Consider the following 25,660-nt stretch of genomic DNA (forward strand, 5'->3'; position numbering starts at 1 on the left):
TTTTCGACGTTATCTTTTACGTGATCCGCTTTTCTTCTTCGGAGCAGGTTTTTTCTTCAGTGGCGCCTTTTTCTTTGGAGCGGCTTTTTTCTTTGCGGTAACCTTTTTCTTAGGCGCTGCCTTCTTCTTAGAGACCGTGGAAGCTTTTTTCACTGCGGGTTTTTTACCTATTTGAATTTTGCTCTTTGCGGATTTGGCTTTTTCGGAAGCAGCCTTTTGAGCTTCGGCGACAGCCCTTTTGAACCAAAAACGCAGATCATCGTTGTCTTCTAATACTTCTTCGGGGACTTGCCAATAAGACATGCGAACTGGTCTGCCGCCCTTTCCTTCGTACGTAAAAGGAGACATTCCTGCGGATTCATACTCTGCTTGGTTACCGGCACCGACCTTAAAGTATAGTAAATCGTTAGCTACCATACCGAAAATTATAGAACCGGAATATAGTCCGTGGCCTCCGAACATCCCTTTCGCAGTGATGGGGCCGCATACTTTCAATCTATCTAATGCATGATCTAAAAAAGAGCTCATACTAAAGAATCGGAATCTTTTAACCAAATACTAGATAAAAAATTATTATTCTATTCTCTTCATTTCTTTGCGGATATTTTTTCGTAAATCGGAGTTCCCTTTTTTAGCCTTCCGAAGGACAAAACGTCTGTGGGACAATTCACTACGCAAGCAGAACATCGAACGCATTGAACGCTATCCATCGGCTTCCCACGATTTGCGTAGCTCATTACATCAATACCTTGGTGGCAAACTTTCGTGCAAATATTACAAGAGATGCATCTTTTTTTATCCGCAAAGATTCTGTAATTTGAAAACCGAGCGTAAATATGCATGAGTGCGGCTAGAGGGCAAAACATTCTGCACCATATTCTTCCTGAAAGAAAAAAGTAAGCCCCCAATCCAATAACTCCAGCGAGCCCTATATCTACTATGATATCATACACTAATTTAAACCGGTCTACGCTGATTGATAACCAATGCAATTCCGGAATTCGACTTCCGAAAAGCTTGCCGGCAGTTAGTAGAAAAGCGATCCAAAGGATCCATTGGCCAGAATGCTCGATTTTGTAAGCTAGTTTTCCGTGGGGCATTCTGGTCCTAGATTCATCGCCTAAAGTTTCTGCAAGCCCGCCGCATGAACAGATCCACCCGCAATATGCACCCTTTCCATAACGAATCACTAATATAGGAATCACGATAAATGTAAAGGTCAGACCGTATATCAACCAGAAATCCGTGATCGATCCGTCGTAAAGAACTCCCATGTTCAAAGGCCATGCTAGTATGAATCCGTATGATTTCCAGTACGCTCCTCCTGGAAATACTTGAGTCAGTAAAAAACTATCCGAACTTCCTAAGAGGCCATTCTCTCCCAATACCGGAAGAATAATTTCCGGTAAGAGAAATAACGGAATCATTTGGACCAGGATTAAAGTAGTCGTTTGGAGTTTGATATATTGCGTAGGTCGGACGAAGACTCTTCGAATTCCGAATACTAGGATTGTCAAAGAATAGAGTAACGTATAGTGAAAGCCTGGATACTTACCGAACAGATTCCAAGAAAAATATTTCGAAGACACATAAACCGAGGCGAAATATAAGGAAGCAAATCCTAAATAAACATTGCGCCCGGTTTTCCAATCTAGAGAGAATCGAATGGTTCCATTTTTCAATTTTAAGAATAAATAAACTAAAAGGCCCGAGGTAAGTCCTACAAGTCCTGCATTCGCGACAATTGTATACCAACCCGTGGCGTAAAAACTCGCTTTGCCGAAATATACCAAAAGGGAAAAGCAAATCATCGAGAAAAATCCGATCCAATCTTTCAAAGAGCTAGCATTCTGTATCTTCAACCCGATTTTCTTGAGAAAGGAAATCGGAGGTTCGGAACCGATGAGCACTAAATTGTCTGTTACACCGACCGATTTTGTCAGTTTATTCGATTTCAGAATCGTTTCGTTTTGTTTGATCTCTGAAACTATTGTTTCAGGAAAATATTTAATTTTTCCCGAACGAGTAGCATCATTGAATCTTTTAAGATTTTCCGATTTTACTCGAGCGAGTCTATCTCCTCTGTACGAATGATTTACTGATTTTGCATATTCGGAAATTGAAATGGATGCCTCTACAGCCGAATCACCTCCGCCAACTACGAGTACGTCCTTGTTTTCGAAGTCCGCAGGATCTAAGAGACGGTGGAAAACGTTGGGCTGATTTTCTCCGGGGACGCCGAGTCTCCTGCTGTCTCCTGACTTTCCTATCGCAAGAATGATATTGTTAGACGCAAATCGTGAACCGTCCTCCGTTTCGATCTCGAATCTTCCGGAAGATGAGGAAACCGAGGATATTCTGGTTACTAGTTTTCCTTCTTTTAAGGGCAATTGAAATGCGTTGAATGTTCTGTTTAGATCCTCTAACAGGCTTTCCTTTGTTCCATTTCTAATTAGCAATTCTGAATGTGTGACAAGGTTTTCCGGTTCCGCAAAGATTGGTTTACCTTTTGGATAACTTGAAACAGTATGAAATACACGATTCGCTTCGAATATTACGAATTTATAACCCCTCTTTTTCGCCTCTATTCCAGCTGAGATTCCTGCAGGACCTCCTCCTATAATGATTAGGTCATAAGTCGATGTATTTGCTCTGACAGAAGGTGGATCTAATAACGAAATTACTTTCGAGCCACTGTCTACCGAATACTTTAGCAAAGGGATTCCTGTTAAATCTCCGATGATATAAATTCCGTCTATGCTACTACGATATTCAGAATCGGTTTCCGGATAAATTTCAACACTCCCTTCCGGAGCGTCGTTTCTGAGCCATTCGAAATAGCGGGAAATTATGTTTTTCATAGAGCGTTGTTTAGAAACAAATAAGTGCGAATCATTTTACTCGAAATGATCCAAACGAGGAGGTTCCAGTCTCGATTCTTCAGAGAATCTTTCAACTTTGATTATTGGTAAAATGTAAATTTTCGAAGAGGTTTATGGTTAATTCAACGATTACAAAATGGAGCGGTTTTGAAGAAGAAAGGCGAATGCCTTAGGGTCGGGCTAATTTATTTGTGAAAGAAATTTAGGTGATATGAAGTAGTGCGATCTTTTTTAGACCGCACCACTAAAAATCATTTTATTGATCGTATCCTATGCTCCAGCGCTGGTTGTTTCCACCATGGAATTGCCATTGACTCACTTTCGAGCCACTGCTAGTTCCGTTCGCGTCCACAGCATACGTATTGTTAATATGGTTTCGAATTGTGTCATCGATAAAATCGAATCTCATATTATCCATATCCAAACAATCCCATATCGCAATTTTTCCGCCGTTTGCAGTTTCACCGCCATTATCCAAACATTTGTAAGGATTCACCTTGCTTCTTATGAATTTGTTGGAAGAATCGTAATACCATCTCTGTGCATCCGAGCCGTTGCAGTTCCAGACCTGAATCTTGTTGTTGTTTGTCATATCACCTTGATTGACATCCAAGCAAAGATTGCTCGCCTTATTGATCAAAGCAAAGTATGGAGATTCGTAGCTTTTGTCCCAGCGCTGGTTATCCCTTCCGTGGAAACTGTATTGGTAAACTATTGAGCCGCTAGTATTGCTACTCGCATCAATTGCAAAATTGGAATTCTGCCTGACTCGAATTGTATCATCCATAAAATCGAATCGCATATTATCCGAATCTAAGCAATCATAGAGCACTATTTTACCTGTATTCCAATTCTCTCCTCCATTATCTAAACATTTATTAGTATTTAATTTACTTCTAAATCTGCTAGATGCGTGTTCATACCACCATTTCTGAGCGCTGGTATTATTGCAGGTCCAAAGCTGAACTCTTGCATTATTTTCCGTGCTGCCTTGGTTTACGTCCAAACAAAGACTTGGTGCAAGCTTGTTGTGCAGCGAGAAAAATCTTGGTTCTAGATCGTTCACATCCATGCACGCTTCGAATGCATATTGACCAAATCTGTGTCCTGCAAAGTCGACCATTGCGATATTGATTCTTTGTCCCGATTTTTTTGCATACATGTCGAGATCATACACAAGGCTCGCGTGGTCCAGTTTGTCGTTTGTAAGATCCTCGATACTTCCGAAGTATGGTGGGAAAATGATCTGGCTTGCGTTCGGAGTCAGAATCATTTGGGCGACGTAGAATTTACCGTTTCGATTGTCCTTAATACGATCTCGTAGCCCGCTGATCAAAGTGCTTTCGCTTCCCGTATTCTGCCAGTCCGAATTCATGGTGTCGCCTTGGTTCCAATACAGACTAGAAAGATCAGCGTAATTACCTCCGCCCCAGAGAAGCATCACATTCTTGTTGGAGCTCCAAAGTTGCTGGAAGGTAACTCCGTTTCCTAAGGATCGAGGAGCCATCCTTGCTCCCAGATACGGAATCACTAATTGGTCTTTTAATTCGTAATGTTCGCTGTCGCTCATACTATCCACATTTTGAATATGAACAATCAGGACTTCCTGAGGGTGCGCATTTGCGAAATTGGCTAAATCTTGGAAAACTACAGATGCCGCAACAGAAATACTCGGTCCGTGGTGCAGCACGAACTGTCCGTTGTTTTTCTTGATTCTTAGGTCAAAGTATCTATAACCCGCGGAAAGTTGCTCTCCAATTGTTAATTCCTGAGTTTGAGATATGTTCTCGTCCACCCCCTGAATTCCGTAAGTTCCGGAATCGTGGGTTCCGGGTATACAAATATTACGCAACTGTATATTAGATTTACTTGAATAACCAGAGGTCATCCAAAGTTCCGGATTCATTTCTAATCTCGGCGTGGAAACCGGTATTGGACTGCGACTACTTTTTCCTTTGTAACCGCCGCCTTTGAAAGCGGGAACTCCTCCATCGACAATCTGCAATACGGAATTATTTCTACCTATCCGTGTCGATTCTATTTCCTGTCCGCTTCCATTTAGGAATCCTGTTTGGTTCTTGGATTGCTCGCACCCGACTATTGTCAAAGCTACTGCTACTAGTATCAAACCTGACCTATCGAAGGATTTGATTTTTGTTCTGAGCTTTGATTTACTATTGCTCCAGATTTTCATGTTATTCTTCACTCTTCACTTTTTTAAATAATTCAGATCGACATCGAGACTTTTGTGATCGTTTCGATATGCCGACCTGAAGCATGGGAGTTTCTATCGGATGGTTTTTTTGCAGTCAACGCACTTTTCTAAATAGGCATACTTTGCGCTAATTTGAATAGACTAGATTTTCTGTAGTAGTTATTCGGAAAATTGAATGTATATAAGAAATTAATAAAAAAATAAGTGAGTTGTATGTGACTGTGCCGATTTGCTGGGACTGTTTGCATTTGTCCCACTAACCCAAAGATCTATTTAATCATGAGTAGAAAGAAAATTCCAGCGACTAGATAAATGGGAGAAAGCACGATATCTCCAATGACTGCAAATGGATACAATGCTCCACGATAAATCTTATATCGAAATGGTTCAGGCATAGTAGTGCTCTGTTTATCTTCTACAGAGAGTTTGATTATAAGTTTGCCATTATACTCTGCTATATCAGGAATAGCAAATTTATAAATTCGTTGTTCTGAATCATTATTTTGTAAAATAAAGATCGGTTTACGGTAAAACTGAATTTGGTCCGCCGTAGTATATTGGTGGATTCTTTTTTGATTGATCGAGTATTGAATTGGGCGGTCATTCGATCGAAAAATATATTTTTCCATCTCGAATTGTGGATTTCCTTGGAGTTCCAAAATCCCGATGACCTCTTCTCGGTTCATCAGGAAAATATCTCCGTTTGGATCTTGGTAGATTCGCTCTATTGTTAAATTTTGGAGTTCCTCGCATTCGCAATAGCCTAAAGGAAAAGAAGATTTAGACGACAGGGGCCTAGGAAGGATCAAGATTTGCCTCGGGCTTCCGAGTACTAGTATTCCGGAAGATCGTCGAAACTCCTGCAACTTAACTTCCAAAAAGCCGCTCTTTGAGCAGCTTTCCAAGTTTTGTGTTTTATCCAAAGTGGTAAGGAAAGAATCGAACCAGCTCGAACTACTAGATATTTCCTTTTTAAATTCGGATAGTTGGCAAACCCCCTCCTGTGCAGACTTTACGAAAAGCTTATTTTGCGAGCCCTGATCGATATAAAAACGATCGGTATCAAAGGGGAATTTTACGGACTCCATTACATCGGATTTTTTTACTTTCTCGGCGACTGCATAAGTCAGACAATTCAAATGAGATAGAACGCAGAAGAGTAGGCTAATGGACGCGAAGAATGCTTTTTCGACTTTGCTATCTGATGTTTTATGTTCTGCGATTTTCATTTCATTATCATGATTCTTTAAAGCGATTCATCCACCGAGCTAGATCAAGATTTTCGCTAGTAGGATTTTCTCCTAATTTTTGGATCACGAGCTTTCGTCTTTCCGGAGAATGATTTTGGCTCAGTTTTGCTTTTGCTTCAATCGAATGAATTCTAATCTTAAAGCCTTTGATTCTAGTCGCCAAAGCTTTTCTATATTCTGCATCGGGAGTATCAAATTTGTAAGGTGAATCTGCTTTTTCGAAATGCTCCACGGTTTGTTTTAAAACTTTTTCCGTTTCTTCTGCATTCAAAATATTCATGGTTCCTTTGATATGAACGCTTATATAGTTCCAGGTTGGAACAGCTTTGCTTGTTTCGTACCAGCTAGGCGAAATATATGCGTGGGGACCTGAAAAGACGCAGAGTACTTCTGAATTTTCCTGCAACAATGGATTTTCGTCTATCATATGACCGAGCAGGCACTCCAACTGCTCATCAGCTAACAAGGGCAGGTGAGTGGCCTCGAGTCCTTTGCCTATCGTGGATATAACTAATGCAAAAGGATAGTTTTGAACGATTTCTTGGATCCATTCTGTTTTTTCGAGCTTGAATGCTTCGGGTGTATACATCTTTGGTTTTCTTATTTAGAGATTCTATTTATCAGGATCGATTCGATAAACTTTTCCGGATCCAAAGTCTGCCGCGTAAACGTTTCCTCGAGAATCTTTTCCGAAAGTAGAAACTAAGATTGGCCATTTGCCCAAGGTAAGAGCATCGACTTGTGCTTTGGATTCGCCTACTTTCGGTATGGCGATCGCCCAAATTCTTCCTGAAACGAAATCCGCAAAAATATAGTGTCCTTGTAGTTCAGGAATTCGATCATTCGTAATCACGTAACCGCCCGTAATCGAACTACCGTCTTCTCTACCATATTCGTAAATTGGATCCGTCAATCCTTTCGAATCGCAGTTATCTTTGGGTTCAAAACAATGAAGGCCTTCCATTTTATTCCACCCGTAGTTTTTGCCGGCCTCTACAACATCGATTTCTTCATACAGATCTTGACCTACATCGGCTAGGATTAGCTTTCCGGCTGGATCAAAAGAATATCTCCAAGGATTTCGGAAACCGTAGGCAAAAGTTTCTGGGAGTTTTGTTGGATCTCCTACAAAAGGATTATCCTTCGGAACGGAATATTGCTTTCCCGGATCCTTGGAATCCACACTGATTCTTAGCATCGAGCCTAGCATCGTTTTCGGGTTTTGCCCATTTCCTTTTGGATCGCCTTTCCAACCTCCATCTCCCCAGCCAATATATAATTTTCCGTCCGGGCCAAAGGCAAGTTGACCACCGTTATGGTTGGAGTAGGGTTGCTCCAGCTCCATTATAATTCTCTCATTTATAATTTTTGCATGTTTAATGTCTTTATGATTTTCAACAATCCATTCGGAAACGATACTCATATCTTTTCCGTTTTTCTCGATTACATAATTGAAGTAGATTTTTGGATGGTTCGGAAAAGATGGATGCAAAGCGATTCCCAAAAATCCTTCTTCGGCATCGGTTTTTACATTGGAAAGTTTTAATAGAGTGCCGGAGCTTCCGTTTTTAGGGTCCGACCATTTCAAGTCGCCAGTTTTCTCCGCCACAAGAAAAAGTTCCGATTCTGGTACGAACAATAAATCAGTAGGTTGGATTAACCCTTCGCCTACTGTCGTTAGTTTTATCTTGATTCTTTTTCTTTTCTCGTCTTTGAGGGTATAAATCGGATTTAAACCCGATTCCTTTCCTTCCGCCTCGTATTTACCTGCGTCTCCTAACTTGGCAACGAGTATACGTCTGACATCTTCGCAGTTTGCAAATAGAGTGAGAACCGAGATTGAAAGGAACAACCTGAAAAAGAAAAAGGATTTAACCATAAGATGGAATTCCTACACAGATTGGCAATATATCCAGCCTTTTTTAGATATGCTCTCTATCTTACAAAAAGAGTTTAAAGTAGCTCAATCTTTGCTGGGATTGATTGTCTAAGAACAATTGCATATAGGGTTCAGAGCCTTCCGAATATAACGAATCAATCATCATCGCGATCGAAGTAGGAGAAAAAAGTAATCCGAATCTTTCGAATTTTCGAGAACGATAGTCCACGTCCGTAGGTAAAATCTTCGCTTCGGCGCTTACATGATTTCCGTTGATTACAAGTTCTCCGGTAAAGGGATTTCTCGGTTTGTAGTGTGGTTCCTTTTGGTGCGTGAAGAGTCTTTTATTACCGAAAAAGATCGCCATGCAGCTAGGCTTTTTATTTTTTTCTTCACCATTGGAAGTATAAAGCATGATGCCGAGTCGATCGTATATATAATAATAATCTGTTATTTTGATAGGGTAGATAGAAGGAGAATCTCCGTCTTCAAGCGGGAACTCCTCTATATAAGAATCGTATTGGTGTGTTTTGGTCCGGTCAAACTTTCCGAGTATTTGAGTGATGCTTTGGATATTTAGATCCATGATTTTTACTCCGTTTAGATGAACGGACTTTTCCTTTGTATCGATTTTTATAATCGTGGGTGTCTTAAGAATTTTATCTCGCCTATGCTTTTTCAGAGTCTGCGTTTTAGGGAGCAACTCATTCGGAAGAGCGATGCCGAGGAGTAGAATACAAGCGAGAAAATTGCGAGCCATGTGCGGTACTTGGAAAGTCCCCACCCACACTGGGCGGGGGCCGGTGCGGTGGTACTGCAAACCGAACCGCCGTTTCAGATCAAAAAGCTGATATCAGAAAGTGCTCTAGTTTTCAACTGAAATTCGTTTTGTGAGATTTTTGTAGGAGTTCCTACGAAATAGGCTCTTAACAAATGGAAGGAATGGCTTCTGTTGAGAAAAAAGAAACCTTTAGGTTGGAAAGAGGGAATGGAAGAAAAAATTGGAGCGTATCGGGATCGAACCGATGACCTTCTGAATGCAAATCAGATGCTCTCCCAGCTGAGCTAACGCCCCATTCCCTGGGCCTGATGTGACTTGAACACATGACCCCACGCTTATCAAGCGTGTGCTCTAACCAACTGAGCTACAGGCCCGGTAAGAGACATGATTTTGCTGAACCAATCGTTGGCAAGGGATTTTTTAAATTGGGCACTTCGTTTTTCGAATTCAAGTTTTAAGTAGGAGCAACTGGAGGAGCTTTCGGCTTCGCATTTCCTAAGACCGTGTTCCAGATTTTAGAATCTCGTATCATCAAGTGATAAACTGAAAAAGTTAAAAAGTAGGTCAGAAATAGATGGAGTAGGAACTTTCCGGAAATCTGCCAATCGGACTGAACAATCATATAGCCGACTGAAAGAGAAATAGGGTGGTGCAGTAAATAAACCGGAAGACTCGATTCTCTCAGATAAATAGTAAAATCGTTCTTCTTGTAAAAGTTGGACTGGAATAATCGTACGAAAAAGGAAATCCAAAGCCATCCGCCCAAACATTTTAAGAAAAGATGAAGGATTCTTCTCCAGGCTCCTGTATATCCGAAGTAGGACCAAAAGGGATCGATTCTGCTGATCCAAAAAAAAGCTCCGAATACTAGTATCGCACAGAATCCAAGTAAAGCCAATTCAAAGATATTTGTATTACCTTTTAGGAATATATTTTCTTTCTGAATGAAAAATGCACCTGCAGTAAAAAAGCTTAGGTCGTAAATGAATTGCACTGGCTCGATCGTTAGGAAGTGATCATCTTTTAGGAAAAAGTAATTTACTAGGCAAGTCCAAAATGTGCTCCAAATGCTTAGTATCAAGAGTGCTTCCCATCTTTTTCTGGACAGAGCAGAAATATCCGAAGATCCGTATCGTCTCTCTGGTAAAATCAAGGATCCGAATTTAACAATGGTCGGTCTCACACCCACGTACAAAAAAGTATATAGCACGAGATAGAGTAAGAACCATAAATGAGAAGGCCTTATGTTACCGGCAAGAAATTCGTACCAAAAGAATTCTAGATAAGATCCTGTGTACCCATTCTGTATAGCTGGAATATAATATTGCATGGGGGCGAATAATAATACTCCACTAAATAAAGGGATAATGATTCTAAATCCCCGAAGCCTTAAAAAGTCCTGAAATCCTTTAGATCTAAAAGTCCTTTCGCTAAAGTATCCCGAAAGAAAGAAAAATAATGGCATACGGAAAAGGTGAACCCATTCGCCAAATACATCAAAGCCCACCGATCGATCGTCGTTTCTGAGCGGATACTTTAGCTCTGCTGCATATACGATCGCTACATGAAAAGCTAAACCAAGTAACAGAGCGAAGGATCGGAGATTGTCTAAATAATCCAACCGTTCCGAGCTGCGGTAGGTGGAAGAGATACCAACCAAAGGCTAAATATCCACCGTATATTTGAAGAGGGTTTCTCGGATTAAAATACTGCTTGGATCATTTTTGGGTTGTTCAACCAACTTATCCCGAACCAGTAAATTGATAGAAGACACTAGATCGTGGTGTTCCAAACCAACTCTTAAGATTGCCCATTTGATAAACGAAGCCAGGTGAATCTTATAAACTCCGTCTTCTTTTTCCCCTCTCGTTTGAGAAAATGTGATAAGAGCAGATGTAACCAAGTTCTTTCTGTCTGCTCGCAATAAACTCGCTATAGTTTGATTTGTTTCTCTCAACCTAGAAGAGAGCATTTTTACCATTTTTAAAGAAAAGGATGGGTTAGTTTGAATTAGAGAGTAAAAGACAGGTTCGGTAATCGCGAATAATAAGACGTCTGTTCTTGCAATCGCTCTGGCGCTTCTAGGCTTTTTGTCTACCAGAGCCATTTCTCCGAACATATCACCTTCTTTAAGTTCGATTAATAATTTGAAGGCTTCTTTTACTTTCTTATGAATTCCTACTTTGCCGGAAAGAATCAGATACATTTGATCTGCTGGCTCATTCTCATCGAAAATAATCATGGATTCCTGAAAACGAATCCCGTGTTTTTGAACCATTTCTTCCGAAATTTTCATCGTCTTAGGAAAGATTAATACCTTGATAACCTGGATTGTAGGTTATTCGGGATTGGATTTAGGCCGCAATCAATAAATGGTTCGTAAAGGAGCGATTTCAGGACTCTTCTTTAAATTTCCGTTGACTCAGGTCCCGTTGAAGTTAGCATCTTCTCCGTTCTTTGAGATGGAGTAAATCGTGAATCAAAAAAGAGTTCTTCTTTTAACAATTACGATTCTTCTCTCCGCGATTATAGTCATCGCGATCCGACCAGTTTCTATCGATCCAGTTGCATACTTCCCTCCCGAAGCTCCGGAATTAATCGGCCCTTATCTGAAGAACTCTAGTCTAAACTCTGCGGAGCTGATCGCTCTAGGTAAAATTCACGGACCGGAAGATATAGAAATTGATGAGCACGGTAATCTATACTCTGCGAGCTCCGACGGAAAAATTTATAAGATTTCCCAAGATGGAGAAATGATCGCTCATGCTTTGACCGGAGGAAGACCGCTTGGTTTAAAATACCAGCCTGACGGAACACTGTTCGTGGCCGATGGCATCAAAGGACTTTTGAAGGTTTCGAGAAAAGGTGGGGTAGAAATACTATCTACTGCTCCAGAAGGTGGAGAGCCTTTTTTATTTGTAAACGATCTGGACGTATCCTCTGATGGAACGGTTTATTTTTCGGATGCGAGTAGTAAGTTTCGCTCTGAAGAATATCTCTACGATTTGATGGAAGGAGTTCCTCACGGAAGATTGATGAAGTACGATCCGAGAGAAAAGCGAAGTACTGTTTTAGTGAAGGACTTGTTCTTTGCGAACGGGGTTGCGCTTTCTGCAAACGAGGATTTCCTACTTGTGAATGAAACTTACAAGTATAGAATTCATAGATATTGGCTAAAGGGACCGAAGGCCGGCACTAGCGAGGTCTGGGTAGAAAACCTTCCGGGTTTTCCGGATAATATTTCTTCGGATCGAAAAGGGCATTTTTATTTGGCCTTATTTACCGTGCGAGATTCCTTCTTAGACAAGTTTCTTCATCCGAGACCTTGGGCGAAATTGTTAATCGCCAAATTACCTAAGTTTCTTTGGCCAAAACCGGAACCTTACGGATTCGCAGCGCTTTTTGACGAGGAAGGTCATTGCTTGGTTAGCTTTCAAGAGCCCACGGGGGAACATTTGAAAGAAATAACGTCTGTTAAACGAAACGGGAATTTTATTTACTTGGGAAGTTTGCATAACGATCGAATCGGAAAGTTCTTACTTCCTGAATCGTTTCGAGAAAAATGAATATAAGGAAAGTATTAATAGGATGGATTTAACAATTCCGAAAGAAGTGGAGTTAGTTCGCGAAAAAGCTAGAAGCTTTGTTGAGGAGGTAGCAATTCCGGCGGAGGATCATTACGATTATGATCACGGAAGAATGCCCGAAGCCATCGTAGAAAAACTGAGGGAAGAAGCCAGAAAGCGTGGATTGTGGACAGCACACCTTCCCAAATCGGAAGGCGGCTTAGGTTTGGATTTGGTTGGGACTGCCTTGGTTTTTAGCGAGCTCGGAAGATCTCCGATCGCGCCTCATTTATGTAATTGTGATGCTCCTGACGAGGGAAATATGCATTTATTGCATTTGGCTGCAAACGAGGAGCAAAAGAAAAAGTACTATCACCCTTTAGTACAAGGAAAGATTCGTTCTGCTTTTGCGATGACCGAGCCTCCACCAGGTGCAGGTTCGGATCCTGCTACGTTAACTACAAATGCGGAGAAAGACGGAGATCATTATGTGATCAACGGACAGAAGTGGTACTGCACAGGCGCTAACGGCGCTGCCTTTTTGATTGTTATGGCAAAGGTCAACGGTAGTTTTCGAAAGACCACAATGTTTCTAGTTCCTACGGACGCTCCCGGTTACACGATGGTTCAGGAAATCGGAGTCCTGGGTTCTCATGGTCCCGGCGGACATTGCGAATTGAAGTTTGAAAACGTAAGAGTCCATGAATCTCAGATTCTAGGAAGGGTAGCGGAAGGATTCAGGCTCTCTCAGGAAAGATTAGGACCTGCTCGCTTAACACATTGTATGCGGTGGATCGGATTGTCACGAAGATGCATGGAAATCGCAAGAGACTACGCATTGAAAAGGGAATTGTTCGGCGGAAAATTGTCGGAGCAGCAAGGCATACAGTGGATGTTTGCGGAGTCGGCTCTCGAAATAGAATCAGGTTTTTTACTTACGTTAAAAGCCGCAGATATTCTGAGAAAAGGTGGAGATGCTAGGCAAGCGATTTCCCTGGCCAAGTGGCAAGTGAGCGAAACATTGAACAAATGTGTAGATCGTGCAATTCAGATCTGTGGCTCGCACGGATATAGTCGTTATCTGAAGCTCGAGCTATTCTATAGAGACGCAAGAGCTGCGAGAATCGCGGATGGACCGACTGAAACCCATAAGATGGTGATCGGTAGAAATCTGATGTCAGGAAAGGAAGGATTCTAGATTAAAAAAATATGAAAGACTCCGAATTAAAAGAAAGACTAGAGTCCTATTTGGGAGGCCGATTAGAAGGTGCAGTAGAAATTTCTAATATGGTTTCGCTATCGGGTGGGGCCTGCCAAGAAAATTTTTCTGCAGATATTTTGGTGAACGGCGGACCGAACAAAGGAAAGTACGAAACGGTTTATCGGACGGACAAGGGAGCGTCACTCTTGGCTTCTCTTTCTCGGATCGATGAGTTTAAAGTCTGCAAAATGGCCTTCGAAGCCGGAGTAAAGACACCGGAGCCGTTTTGGTTAGAAACCAATCTCTCTGTAACTGGAAATCCTTTTTATTTTATGCGAAGGATTCAAGGAAAAGCGCAGGGAAGATTTATTGTAAAAGACGCAAGCCTGAACAAGATCCGAAGTAAGTTTGCATCGGAGCTCGCAGAGAATTTAGCGAAATTGCATTCTGTAACTCCTGGGAAATGTAAGGATGATGAACTGAAAAAGACTTTGTCCTTAGGTCACGATTTGAATGATCCTGTGGTCGCAAAAGGTTCCGTACAATCTTTAAGGAACCAATTGGATGGAATGTCCGAACCCCATCCAGCAATGGAAATGATTCTGAATTGGCTGGAACAAAACCCTCCTAAGAGCGATGCTATCGTTCTTATACATGGAGATTTTAGAACCGGAAATTTCATGGTTACCCCTGAGGGGTTACAAGGAATTGTAGACTGGGAATTTGCGCACTGGGGGGATAGACACGAAGATCTAACCTGGCTTTGCATGCGGGAGTGGAGATTCGGAAAATTGAATAAGGAAGCGGGCGGATTTGCAGACCGCTCAGAATTCTATGAGATGTACGAAAAGTATTCCAACGTCAAGGTTGATCCGAAAAAAGTGCTTTATTGGGAAGTTATGGGCAATCTGCGTTGGGCCATGGGTTGTATCGGACAAGCCGAACGGCATCTATCAGGAAAAGATAAAGGAATTGAACTGGCTGCAATCGGCCGGAGAGCCTGCGAGATGGAATACGAAGCCATGAGACTGATTGAAGAATCCTTAAAGTAGCGGAAAATAAAGATGCAAGACAAACCTACTTCGACTGAATTACTAGAAGCAATTCAAGATTTCTTAATGAAAGAAGTATTGCCCTCTTTTCGAGAAAATGATTTATTATCGTACAAAACTCTTGTCAGCTGGAATATGTTAGGCGTTGTTTCTCGGGAAATCAGAAACGGTGAAGAGTTGCTCGATCGTGAATTATCTCGGTTGTCCAAAATCCTCCAAAAGGAGCTGAAAGGAGTCGGCACTTTGGAAGAAAAGAAAAAGCTCGCCGAATCTTGGAATGCGGAGTTAACCAGTAAGATTCAACGCGAGAAATCTACTGTCAATGATCGAGCTCTCTGGGAGCACGTGAAAGAATCCGTGAAGGAGAAAATCGAGGTCACTAACCCTCGATTTACAACGGAAGCATAATACTTCATGTCGGTATTATATTTAGTCCGCCACGGTCAGGCGAACTCAAGAGGAGAAGTATACGATCTGCTTTCCCCTTTAGGAAAAGAACAATCCTTTCAACTAGGAAGCTATAGTGCTCGTAACAACGAGGTGCCTGATAGAATCATCACTGGAACGATGCGCAGACATATAGAGACAGGCCAGTTCTTTATGGAAGGCGTTAAATCCGTATTAGGCGAGCAGGAGAAATTTGCCAAAAGTTCTTTCATTGTCCAAGATTCTAGACTCAATGAATTCTCACCTGAACTTTGGAGCTCGTACGCAAAACTAATATCTTCTCGCAGTCATTCTTTTTCTAAAACGTTGTCACAGTTTCAAAGAGTTAGGGAAGCCGGCGGAATCCGATCTGCGGCTCTGTTCTTTAAGCTCACCGAAGAGATACTTAGTTTCTGGAAAGAGGGGAAAGAAGTTCCTTCCGGAGTCGAGTCTTTTGTAGAATTTCAAGATAGAGTGATGAATGCGCGCGTGGAGTGGTTTTCTCCTTCTGTTACTGAGCGCAATTTTATCTTTACTTCCGGAACTCCAATCTCCTTACTACTGCATAAAATATTGGGACAAAACTCTAGTCAGTTCACCTGGATGCCATGGATATGGAATACTTCTTTGTCCATATTTCGCTGGATACGAGGAGAATATTTACCGGTAAGCATTAATGGGGTTCCTCATTTGCTTGCAAAAGAACAGAGAACTCTGTTCTAATATTAGTAATTTGGAAATTGAATGATTACAGGTGTCTCTTTAGGCTAAATAATCTTCGGAGTTCGGATGAAATTATGTTAATCGGTTATTTGCTTTCAACGATCCATACTTTTGCTTTAGCATTGGGTTTTTCCTCTCTTTGGGCGCGCTCCAGAATTCTTTCTAGGGCGCCCATAGAAGGCGAAAAGATTTTGGATTCGGCCTTGTTGGCAGATAATCTCTGGGGTCTGTCCGCGATTCTTTGGATTGGAACTGGTATCCCAAGGGCATTTTTAGGATTCGAAAAAGGTACGGATTTTTATCTGAGCAACCCGTACTTCCTCGGAAAGATGTTATTGCTTGGCGCGATACTTATTTTGGAACTCTGGCCGATGGGAACTCTTGTGCATTGGAGACTCATGAAGGCCAAAGGGAAAGGGCTGGACATGAGTCTCGCAATATCATTCGCAAGAATCGGCTACATACAAATGGCACTGTTGATCGGTATGGTCTGTCTTGCGACCGCAGTCACACGATTAATGTAGCTTGAGCACGCTTTCTGATTTCTGTTTCATTGGCTGCATAATCTACCTTTGCAGGAACTGCGTTGCCGCGAACGAATCCTGGTCTTTGGGCGAGCTTGTCCACCCATGCTTGCAATTTCGGAAAATCTTCTAAAGAGACTTCTATCCATTTGTGATGCGAAACCCAAGGCCAAGTAGCTATATCAGCAATACTTAATTCGTTTCCACCGATATATTCCGATTCACCTAAGCGTCTTTCGAGTACGCTATAGAGTCGTCTTGTTTCCTTTTGGTATCTTTCGATCGCATAAGGAATTTTTTCAGGAGCATATTTTAGAAAGACTCCGGCTTGGCCTTGCATCGGACCGACTCCTGACATTTGAAACATCAGCCATTGCATTACGATAGAACGTTCCTTTGGATCTTTCGGAAGGAACTTGCCTGTCTTTTCTGCAAGATAGAGTAAAATTGCACCGGACTCGAATACCGGAAAGTCTCCGTTGTCAGAGTCTACGATTGCGGGAATTCTTCCGTTTGGATTTATCTTGAGAAAAGATTCTTCCTTTTGTTCCAGTTTATCCAAGCGAATAGGATGAACCGTATAAGGAATCCCGAGCTCCTCTAGCATGATAGAAACTTTGCGTCCGTTTGGAGTAGCAGCCGTATATAAATGGATCAACCTGATCCTCCTTTTTTGATAGTTTAGACATAAACCATCTCAAAAGGGGAATGAAAATGGTTTTTTTTAGGAAAAAAACGTAAGCAAAGGAAAGTTTCTATTTCTTAATTTTAACTCCATCTCGAATGCTTTCACTAGGGTAAAGTATCACTTCGTCTCCCTCTTTTAAACCTTCCGCAACCAGTGCATCTGCTCCACTTCTAGAATCTATCGATACTTTCGTTTTATAGGCCTTGCCTTTTGTAACCTTGAAAGCCGCCCAATCCTGGCCATCTCTAAAAAGTGCTGCAGTCGGAACGATAATGCTATTCGGTTTTTTCGATGCTACGATTTTGCATCTAACTTGGAAACCTTCTCCCATCTCATGAGGAGGCGCAAAATCAATGAGCACTCTGACTCGTTGCTCTTCGACACCTAGTGCAGAAACCTTTGTAAAAGCCGAAGGTTCTACTAGACGAATCTTGCCTTCCAGGTTTCCACCTCCCCATCCGTCGATTTGCACCAAATCTCCAGAATGAATATGGACTGCTTCTTGGGTCAAAATTTCGGAGACGATCTCTAGTTTAGAAGTATCTCCTATTTCCAACAACGGAGTCCCCATCGTTACGGGGCCTTCGCTTATTCGCAATATTTTTAATATAGTTCCTTGGATGGGAGACTTGATCGGTCTTTCATAATCCCACTCCAAAATGACAACCGTCTCTCCTTTCGATACTGTTTCTCCAGGATGTTTTGTGATTCTTTTCATCACTCCGTTTACCGGAGAGTAGAGTGTGAATTTATCTTTTACTTGAGTGTAGCCTTCTTCTTCTACGATTTGTTCGTAGGTTCCGATCCGAACCTTCCCTGTTTCGGAGGTGACCGGGTTCGAGCGAAAAATAAACCACAGAAACAAAACAAGGATGAAAACTCCAAGGCCGATTTGAACGGAACGTATTCTCAAAAGTTGAATAATCTTTTCGTTAATTTTCATATTCTATTCTCTGATTTTTAACACGGATATCAAATCCATCTTTTGAATTTTTAGATATAAAATTGCAAAGCTCACCAGGGCTGTTCCTAGGGAAGAAAGCACAGCGATAGCGTAAGTCTTTGACGAGATCATTAATGGAACTTTGAAACCTTCGGTCTGTGCGGTTTCCATCATAATATAAGCGAAGCCGTATCCTAAAAAGCATCCTAGCGGAATCGAAGCAATTATTTCGATTAACAATTCTCCGGCAAGAATTGTAAAAACTTCTTCCTTTCTGAAACCTAAAATTCTAAGACTCCCCAGCTCGAAGCTCCTCTCAGAAAGTGCAATCATCGCGGAATTGTAAACTACCCCCACAGAAATGACAGAGGCAAATCCTAACAAAATGAGTGCAGTGGCCAGAACGCTCCGGGACATTGTTTCGTAAAAAACTTTCAGCGTTCCAGTTCTTGTGGAAACTCCCGAGACCTTGGGAAAATCTTTCAATCGATTGAGAAGGTTCGATTCTTCTTGTCTATCCGTTCGAAGTGCTACTAAATTGACCGAGTCGACTTCTCCCATCAATGAATTGAGGGCGCTCCTTTCCATGTAGGCACCCTGTCCGAGTATCTCATCGACTATTCCTTCGATTTTTATGCTTAGTTGCTTTCGGCTTCCTTCCAGAACTTCCAGTCGAACGGAATCTCCTTTAAGAATTTTTAATTTTTCCGCCACGGTTGAATTTAGAAAAATCCCTGTAGAAGGCGGATTCATTACTTGCCTGTCCAGACCTATCAACCTTCTCAATTTTGCATCTTCCGGAATTCCTTGCAATCCCAACTCTTTGGAGTGGTTCCCGACTCGAATTCGTATCGGTATCATTCTGTAACCTTCCGCTAACAGAACTCCCTTTTCTTCAGTGAGTTCTCTCACGGCTTCGTACGAAACTGGAGTCAGGAAGGAAACGGTTACAGAGTCTCTCTGCATAAGACCGAACTGGAGGTCTAACATCGTATCCACTGCGTCCTGGCTGAACATTCCCAATACCATAATCATGACTGATGTGGATATCCCTGAAATTGCTAAAGCTGTTCTCAAGGGCCTGCGAGTTAGATTTCTCAGAATTATTTTTGCAATTGTCGGCAAGGACCTTGCGTAGCGCTCCATCCAGTTCTTGGAAAATGTTTCCGGCATCGGAGGGCGCATCGCTTGAGCCGGATTCAAGCGCAATACTTTTAACATGGAATAGGTTGCGCCCATTCCTCCAGCGAATAAACCGATTAAAATTCCCTGCAGCCAAACAAATAGATTATATTCGAATTTTAAGTCCGGAAATTTATAATACATGCCGTAAAGATTGGTCATCGCTTCTCCTAAATAGAGGCCAATGGCAACGCCAAGTACCGATCCGAATGTGCTAATTACCGATATTATTTTAATGTAATGTAAGGCTATTTCCGCCTTTCCGTATCCTAATGCCTTTAGAGTGGCGATTTGTTCCCTTTCTTTCGAAATGATTCTCGTGGAAACGATATGCAAAAGAAAAGCAGCTACTCCGAGGAATATTAAAGGAATAGAATATGCCGTGATCCTTAATTGCTTAAATTCATCCCGCAAAAAGGAGTGAGATGGAAGTTTGTCTCTATCATATGCACCTAATCCTCCATAAGGTTCTAACAAACTGTCGATTTTGTGAAGAATAGAAGAAGTATTGGCACCTGGGGCGAACGTAAAAATCAGATCGTTCACAGCACCTTCCATGTTAAAGGAAGATTCCATGCCTGAATGATCCATCCAAAAGATGCCGTAATGCTTATCGTCGGGCAAAGGATTGGTTGCCCTGAATACATACACAAACTCCGGAGAGAGTGCTGTACCAGTTATGGTCAAAATTTTTCTCTGCCCGTTTAGAATCGCTGTGAGCTGTTTTCCTGCAGAAAGCTGATTTGCGTCGGCAAATGCTTCGGAAATCAAAACCTCATGATCTCCTTTGGGCAAACGTCCGGAGCGAAGAGAGATTCGATTGAGACCTTCGCTGATTGAAACGAATCTTCCGGCACTAGGTAGAGTCTCTTCTGGGAAATCCAACACTGCCTCTTTAACGATTCGAACCTTTACAGTACCGATTCCTGAGATCTCAGAAATTTGGGAATAGATTGATGCAGGAGCGCTTTTGAAAGAGGCGAATCCTTGGGAAAAAGCTTGTTTGGTATAAAATCTTTCTCTCGCGACCCATAAAGAGTCGTAAGCTCCTTGCGAGGCGATAAATACCGCCACACCCGAGGCCACGACTAACCCGATGGTTATCGCTTGAGCTTTTAAGGAGAGTAACTCTCGGATTACTTTCCTATCTAAAGTTTTCACCAACTGATATCCGAAGTTGATCTTTTTGAAGTATTACGTTTATCTGAAGTGATTTGCCCGTCTTGCATTTGGACAACTCTGTCCGCCATCTGAGCAATTGCGGCGTTATGAGTTATGACAACCGTGGTAGTTCCTAACTCTCGGTTGACTCTGTAAATTGCTTCCAAGACTACTCTGCCTGTCTTAAAATCTAGAGCTCCGGTCGGCTCGTCACAAAGTAGTACTTCAGGACTCTTCGCAATTGCCCTTGCGATTGCGACCCTCTGCTGTTCTCCTCCGGAGAGCTGGGCAGGAAAATGGTCCAATCTTTCTTTCAATCCTACAAGCTCTAATGCCTTACTTGGCAACATTGGCTTGCTACTAATCTCTGTTACAAGTGAAATGTTTTCTTCTGCAGTTAGGCTGGGAATTAGATTATAAAATTGAAATACAAATCCAACATGGTTTCTTCGGTAAAGAGTGAGAACTTCTTCGTCGGCGCCATACAAGTCTTGATTTTTGAATCTTACGGAACCGGTGCTCGGAGTATCAAGCCCGCCTAATATATTCAAAAGAGTGGATTTGCCGCTTCCGCTTGGTCCAAGCAGGACCACAAATTCTCCGGATCCGAGTTTCAGGTTAATGCCTTGAAGGGCTTGCACCTGGACTTCTCCTAAATCATAGGTTTTGCTAATATTAACCGTTTCGAATACGATTTCTTTAGTTGAGACGGAATGCGTTGTTTTTTTCGACATAGGTCCCCCAAAGCTTTGCCTAAAGATAGATTAGGCTTTTGCAGACAGTTTTAATCTCTTGCGTATTTCTTTTCCTCTCTTTTTATTTTCTTCTAAGATTTTTGAAATTGTCTCTACGGGAAAATTTGTACTTTGAAACATTCGAGCGAAAATTCTTTCCGGCATATCGTACCATCTTGCTTTGGAACTTACCAAAAGCTCGCCGGTCTTTTCCAAATGGATTGTTGCCTTTGTGTATAGTCTGCGTCTGCGCACCATAGTTACCCAGCATCGAATTACAATCTTTTCGTTTAACGGACAAGCCTTGATATATCTCATGTAGAGTTGGTCTGTCATTACAAAATGTCCGAGATGAAAACACAAAACTCCTTGGGCTTCGTCTAACAATGCCGCTAGAGCGCCGCCGTGCGCGAAGCCAGGAGCTCCTTCAAAGCTTTTTTCGATGAGGAAGGAGAATCTAACTTCTCCGCTTTCTTCGTGAAATGGAAAGGATGCGTGTAGGCCTTTTGGATTGTCCGGTCCGCAGCCAAAACAATTCGTATGGTGCCAATCTTGTCCCGTATAACTTGCTTTTATCTTTTGATAGAGCTTTTCTTCGATCATGGTTTGTTGCTCCGGTCCCCTAAAAAATAGGACGACTGTTATCCACAGAAAAGTGCACCGATTCTCATACAATAAAGAAAACCAAAATCTCTCTGAACACAGTTCAGGGGGCCTTAGTCAGAAATGGAAATTTAGTCGCTTAGAATGTGGTAAGTAGCTCAAAAACAAGTTTGACCGGTCCATCTCCGCCCATAACTTCGAAGGACTTGGGAGAAATTCATCGCATGAAAGCTGCAGTCTTAGAATCCGGAAAAAGAAGTCTCGATTTGAAGGAAGTCCCAATTCCGAAATTGACCGCAGGTCAAGTGCGGATAAAAGTGAAAGCATGCGGAATCTGCGGATCAGATGTACATCTGGTTTTGCATGGAACTCTCAAGTGTACTCACTATCCCCAGATTCCAGGACACGAGGCATCCGGAATCGTGGACGAGGTCGGAGAAAATGTGACTAAGTTCAAGAAAGGAGACAGAGTAGTCATCGGCGCAGGAACCAGTTGTGGGAAATGCGTCCACTGCCTGAGCGGAAGAGAAAATCTTTGCAAAGAAATTGGCGTATTTGGATTCGATCGCCCTGGAAGTTTTGCGGAATTTAATGTGATGGAAGAAAGATATTTGTACGGACTTCCGGACTCTATCCCTTTTGAACAGGGTGCAATTCTTGCAGACGCAGTTTCTACGCCTTACAACGCAGTCAAATTTCGGGGAGCAATTCAAGAAGAAGATACGGTTGCAATTTTCGGTTGCGGAGGTCTTGGAATTCACGGAGTCGGAATCGCAAGAGCGCTTACGAAAGGCAAGGTGATTGCCTTGGATGTGGATAGAGGAGCATTAGAGAATGCTTTGGCCTATGGAGCAGACGAAGTAATCAATCTAAGAGAAGTCAAAAATCCAGGTAAGGCTCTCAAAGAATCTGTACAAGGAGTCGACTTGCTTGTGGATTTTTCCGGGAGAATGTCGAACATAGAAGAATCACTTCGTGCGATGAATCGTGGAGGAAGAATGGTGATGGTAGGAATTGGAAGGGATCCGTTGAAGTTTGCCATTCCGTTTTCCATCATAGAAAAACAAATTTCGATTATCGGATCCTATGGATCAGATCGACGTGCAATCCCAGAGCTTGTGGATTTATGTGTTCAAGGCAAGCTGAATCTTACTAAATCGATTTCAGATATTCGGCCCTTGGACAGAATCAATGAAAGCCTAAAAGACTTGGAAGATAGAAAAGGAAATCCGATCAGATTTATCATATCTCCCTAAAACAGTAGAATGCTTGCAGCGATGGTCAGTCCCTAAAAACTAGAAAAAAGGGACTCGAATAGAATGTTCAAAGAATACGTACAATATCTTGCGGCTCAAAGAAGAGTCGGCCTAATCATAACCACCAGAACTCTTCTTTTACTACTTAGCCTTTACTTTCTGCAGTTGACATTGCAAACTGGAGGAGGTGCGACACCTATTTTCATTCTGGTGCTTTTGTCCCTCGGGTTGCTGGGGAGTTACTTAGCGAACGGTTTTACAATGCGTTCCAAGATGGATACGGAAAAGCCTGTTACCTTTAAATCATACGCTCTCTTTTTCTTTTGGCTTTTAGTTATAATATTAATCTTCTATGTGATTCTCTTTCTGTTTCTTTCTCCCGTCGTTCAAGCTGCAAAAGTAGATTTAAAGAAGCCGCTTCCAGCCAATTTAGAGACGATCTATTTTCTAATCAATTTCGGAACCGGGCTCTTGTTCTTTACTTTTCTTCCGGTATTCATACACAGATTGACTTTTTTGCCGGACTGGAAATCCTTTTTTCAAACGAGTACCAGTGTAGACTATTTAACGGTTACCTGGGGAACCTATCTGATTTCCTTCCTCCCAGGATTTGCAATCTATATACTTTCCGTTTTTCCCGAGCTTGCAAACTCAGCGATCGGAAAGATTCTTTCTTTCTTTACATTGCTTTTCCTAATCATCGGTGATGTTTTTCTGCACTATCCGGTATTCTATCTATTTCGCAGAAATCCGAGTAAGCCTTTGGCTTAATATTCGATATTAGGTTTTCAGGAAAGTCATCGTTTCCCTAAGATGCTTTGCGATATTCAATAGTCCAGTAGCGCTGCTCGCAATTTCTTCAGAGTTAGCGGCGCTATTCTGAACCGTGACCGAAATGTTAGAAACAGCGTTTGCAGTCTCCGCGATTGCCACTTTTTGCTCTCGGACCGAGACTCGAATTTCTTCGGATTTTGCATCAACCTGATCCACCGCTCCTCGGATCTTATCTTTCTTTTCTTGCTGGTGTTTCATGATCCCGGCGATATTGTCGCTAGAGTCTCTAACAATCTGCAATCCTTCCAAAATTCCAGCGTACACTTTTACGGAATTGTCTACGAATCCTTTGCCGGATTGAATTTCAGTATTACTAGTTTTGATTAAATCTTCGATCGTTTTCGTGCTTTGGTCAGTCTGTTCCGCGAGTCTCGTAATTTCGCTCGCTACTACTGCGAAGCCTCGCCCGTGCTCTCCTGCTCTCGCGGCTTCTATTGCGGCGTTCAGAGCAAGCAAGTTTACCTTTTCCGAAATTTCTTTAATAATTGCAGTGATTGATTTCATCTCTACAGAGCTAGACTCTATCTTGCCCATGCTATCCGAGAGGTTGCCCATCGTTTTTCTGCCAGCTTCAACCTTAGAGTACATTTCCGCGATTCGTTCTAGAGATACCCTGAGTGCACCTCCTACATTGTTAATCAAGGTGTCTAATTCTCGCATTTCTCCAGTAAAAGATGCAATGAGTTGGTATTGAGACTCTGCGTTGCGGGTGACTTGCTCCATGCCGGAGCTGATCTCCTCAACAGAAGCTGATATTTGTTCAACAGAAGCCGACTCTGATTGTGCATTCGAAGAAAGGTGATCACTCGACTTAGAAAGTTGTTCGGAGGATTCCAATAAATTTTCGGAGAATGTCAAAATTGTAGAAAGCATTTCTCGGACCTTTATCTGAAAGTCACGAAACGCAAGTTGCAACAGATAAAGTTCATCCTTTTTCCGCGCGTCTTCTTGAATCTGAATCGGATGAGTAAAATCTGCATTGCGAATCGAATTAGTCACCAGTTTCAAACCTTTGATCAACCGAATGGAAAATACGACAGCGATCACGAGAATATAACCGATCGACAGAGAGGACAAAACTACAAACCCTACAAAACTTGCTTTGTATTGTGCTTCTGCTTTTTCGGAGATCTCTTCGGTAAGTTTCAGTTGCAGTTGAATCAGCTTTTCTATTTTTTCCGTTACCGGATCAATTCTCGGGTATAATAACTTTTCTGCGAATTCTGAGATCTTGGCTTGGTCCTTCACGAGCATGATCTCTTTCGCCTCGACGATTACTTGGTCTGCGCCTTGGTAGAGAGGTTCAATTTCTTTAATAATATCTAATTCTTCTTGGACTAGATGTGTAGCTTTATAGCTCGTCCAGGATTTCCGAATCTGTTTGTCCGCTTTGTCCAAGCTTGCAAGTCCTTCCTCAAATGTGAATTCTCCGCTTCTGGTTTTATGCACGCAGTCCACGATAAAAATGGCATAGTTGTCCGAGATTTCCTTTAACAACTTCAGAGGGACCAATCGGTCGTGATGAATCGTAGAAATATCAGTAATTCGTGCTTTATTACTTGCTAATGCAAGAAAGACTAATAATCCAATGGGAAGAATTACTGATCCAAACAGCAATGTAAGTTTTGTTCGAATCCCTAATCGATCTAAAGCGCCAAGGAGAGTACTCATTGTTGTTTCCTTAATATGAAGGTTTAGGCGGGCTTCAATGATCTAGCGGCATGAATCTTCTTTGCTAAATTAGAAAAGTCAAGCGAGTT

General features: G+C 42.0%; 23 protein-coding genes and 2 tRNA genes. 8 read left to right on the forward strand and 17 right to left on the reverse strand.

Features of this window, described 5'->3' with window-relative positions; translation table 11 throughout:
- Positions 1 to 9 precede the first annotated feature (9 nt).
- The 11 genes from CH373_RS15575 to CH373_RS15625 all read right to left on the reverse strand — a co-directional run bounded on the left by CH373_RS15575 (position 10) and on the right by CH373_RS15625 (position 11,303).
- Complete coding sequence (locus CH373_RS15575) at positions 10 to 528, reverse strand: TfoX/Sxy family protein (RefSeq protein WP_100714690.1); 519 nt, start codon at positions 526 to 528, stop codon at positions 10 to 12.
- 59 nt (positions 529 to 587) lie between these two features.
- Entirely contained in the window at positions 588 to 2,861 is a 2,274-nt protein-coding gene (locus CH373_RS15580; protein WP_100714691.1) for an NAD(P)-binding domain-containing protein, read from the reverse strand.
- A gap of 277 nt (positions 2,862 to 3,138) precedes the next feature.
- Positions 3,139 to 5,076 carry a ricin-type beta-trefoil lectin domain protein gene (locus CH373_RS15585; RefSeq protein WP_100714692.1) on the reverse strand — a complete coding sequence of 646 codons (1,938 nt, stop codon included), beginning with the start codon at positions 5,074 to 5,076 and terminating at the stop codon, positions 3,139 to 3,141.
- A gap of 290 nt (positions 5,077 to 5,366) precedes the next feature.
- Positions 5,367 to 6,326 (reverse strand): hypothetical protein, encoded by a 960-nt coding sequence (locus tag CH373_RS15590; protein ID WP_100714693.1) that lies wholly within the window; start codon positions 6,324 to 6,326, stop codon positions 5,367 to 5,369.
- A 7-nt stretch (positions 6,327 to 6,333) separates the two neighbouring features.
- A complete protein-coding gene (locus CH373_RS15595) occupies positions 6,334 to 6,936 on the reverse strand; it encodes an FMN-binding negative transcriptional regulator (protein WP_100714694.1) in 603 nt (200 codons plus the stop codon).
- Positions 6,937 to 6,960: 24 nt separating this feature from the next.
- Positions 6,961 to 8,226: a PQQ-dependent sugar dehydrogenase gene (locus tag CH373_RS15600; protein ID WP_100714695.1), complete on the reverse strand. Its 1,266-nt coding sequence runs from the start codon at positions 8,224 to 8,226 to the stop codon at positions 6,961 to 6,963.
- A 61-nt stretch (positions 8,227 to 8,287) separates the two neighbouring features.
- Positions 8,288 to 8,986, reverse strand: coding sequence for a DUF7738 domain-containing protein (locus tag CH373_RS15605; protein ID WP_100714696.1), 699 nt, complete (start codon positions 8,984 to 8,986; stop codon positions 8,288 to 8,290).
- Positions 8,987 to 9,228: 242 nt separating this feature from the next.
- Positions 9,229 to 9,301 (reverse strand) — tRNA-Ala (locus CH373_RS15610).
- 6 nt (positions 9,302 to 9,307) lie between these two features.
- A tRNA-Ile gene (locus tag CH373_RS15615) sits at positions 9,308 to 9,381 on the reverse strand.
- An 80-nt stretch (positions 9,382 to 9,461) separates the two neighbouring features.
- Positions 9,462 to 10,667, reverse strand: coding sequence for an acyltransferase family protein (locus tag CH373_RS15620; RefSeq protein ID WP_243393437.1), 1,206 nt, complete (start codon positions 10,665 to 10,667; stop codon positions 9,462 to 9,464).
- 3 nt (positions 10,668 to 10,670) lie between these two features.
- Positions 10,671 to 11,303 (reverse strand): Crp/Fnr family transcriptional regulator, encoded by a 633-nt coding sequence (locus CH373_RS15625; protein WP_100714697.1) that lies wholly within the window; start codon positions 11,301 to 11,303, stop codon positions 10,671 to 10,673.
- 178 nt (positions 11,304 to 11,481) lie between these two features.
- Between CH373_RS15625 and CH373_RS15630 the strand changes: the two genes are divergently transcribed.
- The 6 genes from CH373_RS15630 to CH373_RS15655 all read left to right on the forward strand — a co-directional run bounded on the left by CH373_RS15630 (position 11,482) and on the right by CH373_RS15655 (position 16,499).
- Positions 11,482 to 12,573: an SMP-30/gluconolactonase/LRE family protein gene (locus tag CH373_RS15630; protein ID WP_165778854.1), complete on the forward strand. Its 1,092-nt coding sequence runs from the start codon at positions 11,482 to 11,484 to the stop codon at positions 12,571 to 12,573.
- A gap of 22 nt (positions 12,574 to 12,595) precedes the next feature.
- The gene (locus tag CH373_RS15635) at positions 12,596 to 13,771 is read left to right on the forward strand and encodes an acyl-CoA dehydrogenase family protein (protein ID WP_100714698.1); all 1,176 of its coding nucleotides are present in this window, start codon (positions 12,596 to 12,598) and stop codon (positions 13,769 to 13,771) included.
- Between the two features lie 11 nt (positions 13,772 to 13,782).
- The gene (locus CH373_RS15640) at positions 13,783 to 14,826 is read left to right on the forward strand and encodes a phosphotransferase family protein (protein WP_100714699.1); all 1,044 of its coding nucleotides are present in this window, start codon (positions 13,783 to 13,785) and stop codon (positions 14,824 to 14,826) included.
- Between the two features lie 12 nt (positions 14,827 to 14,838).
- On the forward strand, positions 14,839 to 15,234 hold the full coding sequence (locus CH373_RS15645) for a DUF6285 domain-containing protein (protein WP_100714700.1): 396 nt from the start codon (positions 14,839 to 14,841) through the stop codon (positions 15,232 to 15,234).
- Positions 15,235 to 15,240: 6 nt separating this feature from the next.
- Positions 15,241 to 15,975 carry a histidine phosphatase family protein gene (locus CH373_RS15650; protein WP_100714701.1) on the forward strand — a complete coding sequence of 245 codons (735 nt, stop codon included), beginning with the start codon at positions 15,241 to 15,243 and terminating at the stop codon, positions 15,973 to 15,975.
- A 74-nt stretch (positions 15,976 to 16,049) separates the two neighbouring features.
- Entirely contained in the window at positions 16,050 to 16,499 is a 450-nt protein-coding gene (locus CH373_RS15655) for a DUF2214 family protein (RefSeq protein WP_100714702.1), read from the forward strand.
- On the opposite strand, the gene CH373_RS15660 is transcribed toward CH373_RS15655, so the two are convergent.
- The 5 genes from CH373_RS15660 to CH373_RS15680 all read right to left on the reverse strand — a co-directional run bounded on the left by CH373_RS15660 (position 16,483) and on the right by CH373_RS15680 (position 21,810).
- Positions 16,483 to 17,157: a glutathione S-transferase family protein gene (locus CH373_RS15660; protein WP_100714703.1), complete on the reverse strand. Its 675-nt coding sequence runs from the start codon at positions 17,155 to 17,157 to the stop codon at positions 16,483 to 16,485. The two genes, CH373_RS15655 and CH373_RS15660, sit on opposite strands and share 17 nt — an antisense overlap.
- Before the next feature lie 97 nt (positions 17,158 to 17,254).
- On the reverse strand, positions 17,255 to 18,130 hold the full coding sequence (locus CH373_RS15665) for an efflux RND transporter periplasmic adaptor subunit (RefSeq protein WP_100714704.1): 876 nt from the start codon (positions 18,128 to 18,130) through the stop codon (positions 17,255 to 17,257).
- A gap of 3 nt (positions 18,131 to 18,133) precedes the next feature.
- On the reverse strand, positions 18,134 to 20,473 hold the full coding sequence (locus CH373_RS15670) for an ABC transporter permease (protein ID WP_341476351.1): 2,340 nt from the start codon (positions 20,471 to 20,473) through the stop codon (positions 18,134 to 18,136).
- Positions 20,470 to 21,207: an ABC transporter ATP-binding protein gene (locus CH373_RS15675; RefSeq protein ID WP_100714706.1), complete on the reverse strand. Its 738-nt coding sequence runs from the start codon at positions 21,205 to 21,207 to the stop codon at positions 20,470 to 20,472. Before CH373_RS15675 ends, CH373_RS15670 begins: the two co-directional genes overlap by 4 nt.
- Before the next feature lie 30 nt (positions 21,208 to 21,237).
- Positions 21,238 to 21,810 carry a PaaI family thioesterase gene (locus CH373_RS15680; protein ID WP_100714707.1) on the reverse strand — a complete coding sequence of 191 codons (573 nt, stop codon included), beginning with the start codon at positions 21,808 to 21,810 and terminating at the stop codon, positions 21,238 to 21,240.
- Positions 21,811 to 22,034: 224 nt separating this feature from the next.
- Here CH373_RS15680 and CH373_RS15685 point away from each other — a divergent pair, with 224 nt between their 5' ends.
- Together CH373_RS15685 and CH373_RS15690 are read left to right on the forward strand one after the other, a co-directional pair.
- Positions 22,035 to 23,066: a zinc-binding dehydrogenase gene (locus CH373_RS15685; protein WP_100714708.1), complete on the forward strand. Its 1,032-nt coding sequence runs from the start codon at positions 22,035 to 22,037 to the stop codon at positions 23,064 to 23,066.
- A 63-nt stretch (positions 23,067 to 23,129) separates the two neighbouring features.
- A complete protein-coding gene (locus tag CH373_RS15690) occupies positions 23,130 to 23,837 on the forward strand; it encodes a hypothetical protein (RefSeq protein ID WP_100714709.1) in 708 nt (235 codons plus the stop codon).
- Between the two features lie 9 nt (positions 23,838 to 23,846).
- Here the strand turns inward: CH373_RS15690 and CH373_RS15695 are convergent, their stop codons facing one another.
- Positions 23,847 to 25,571, reverse strand: coding sequence for a methyl-accepting chemotaxis protein (locus tag CH373_RS15695; RefSeq protein ID WP_100714710.1), 1,725 nt, complete (start codon positions 25,569 to 25,571; stop codon positions 23,847 to 23,849).
- Positions 25,572 to 25,660: the final 89 nt, after the last annotated feature.

It is taken from the genome of Leptospira perolatii, assembly GCF_002811875.1.
In the GTDB taxonomy this organism is placed as follows: Bacteria; Spirochaetota; Leptospiria; order Leptospirales; family Leptospiraceae; genus Leptospira_B; species Leptospira_B perolatii.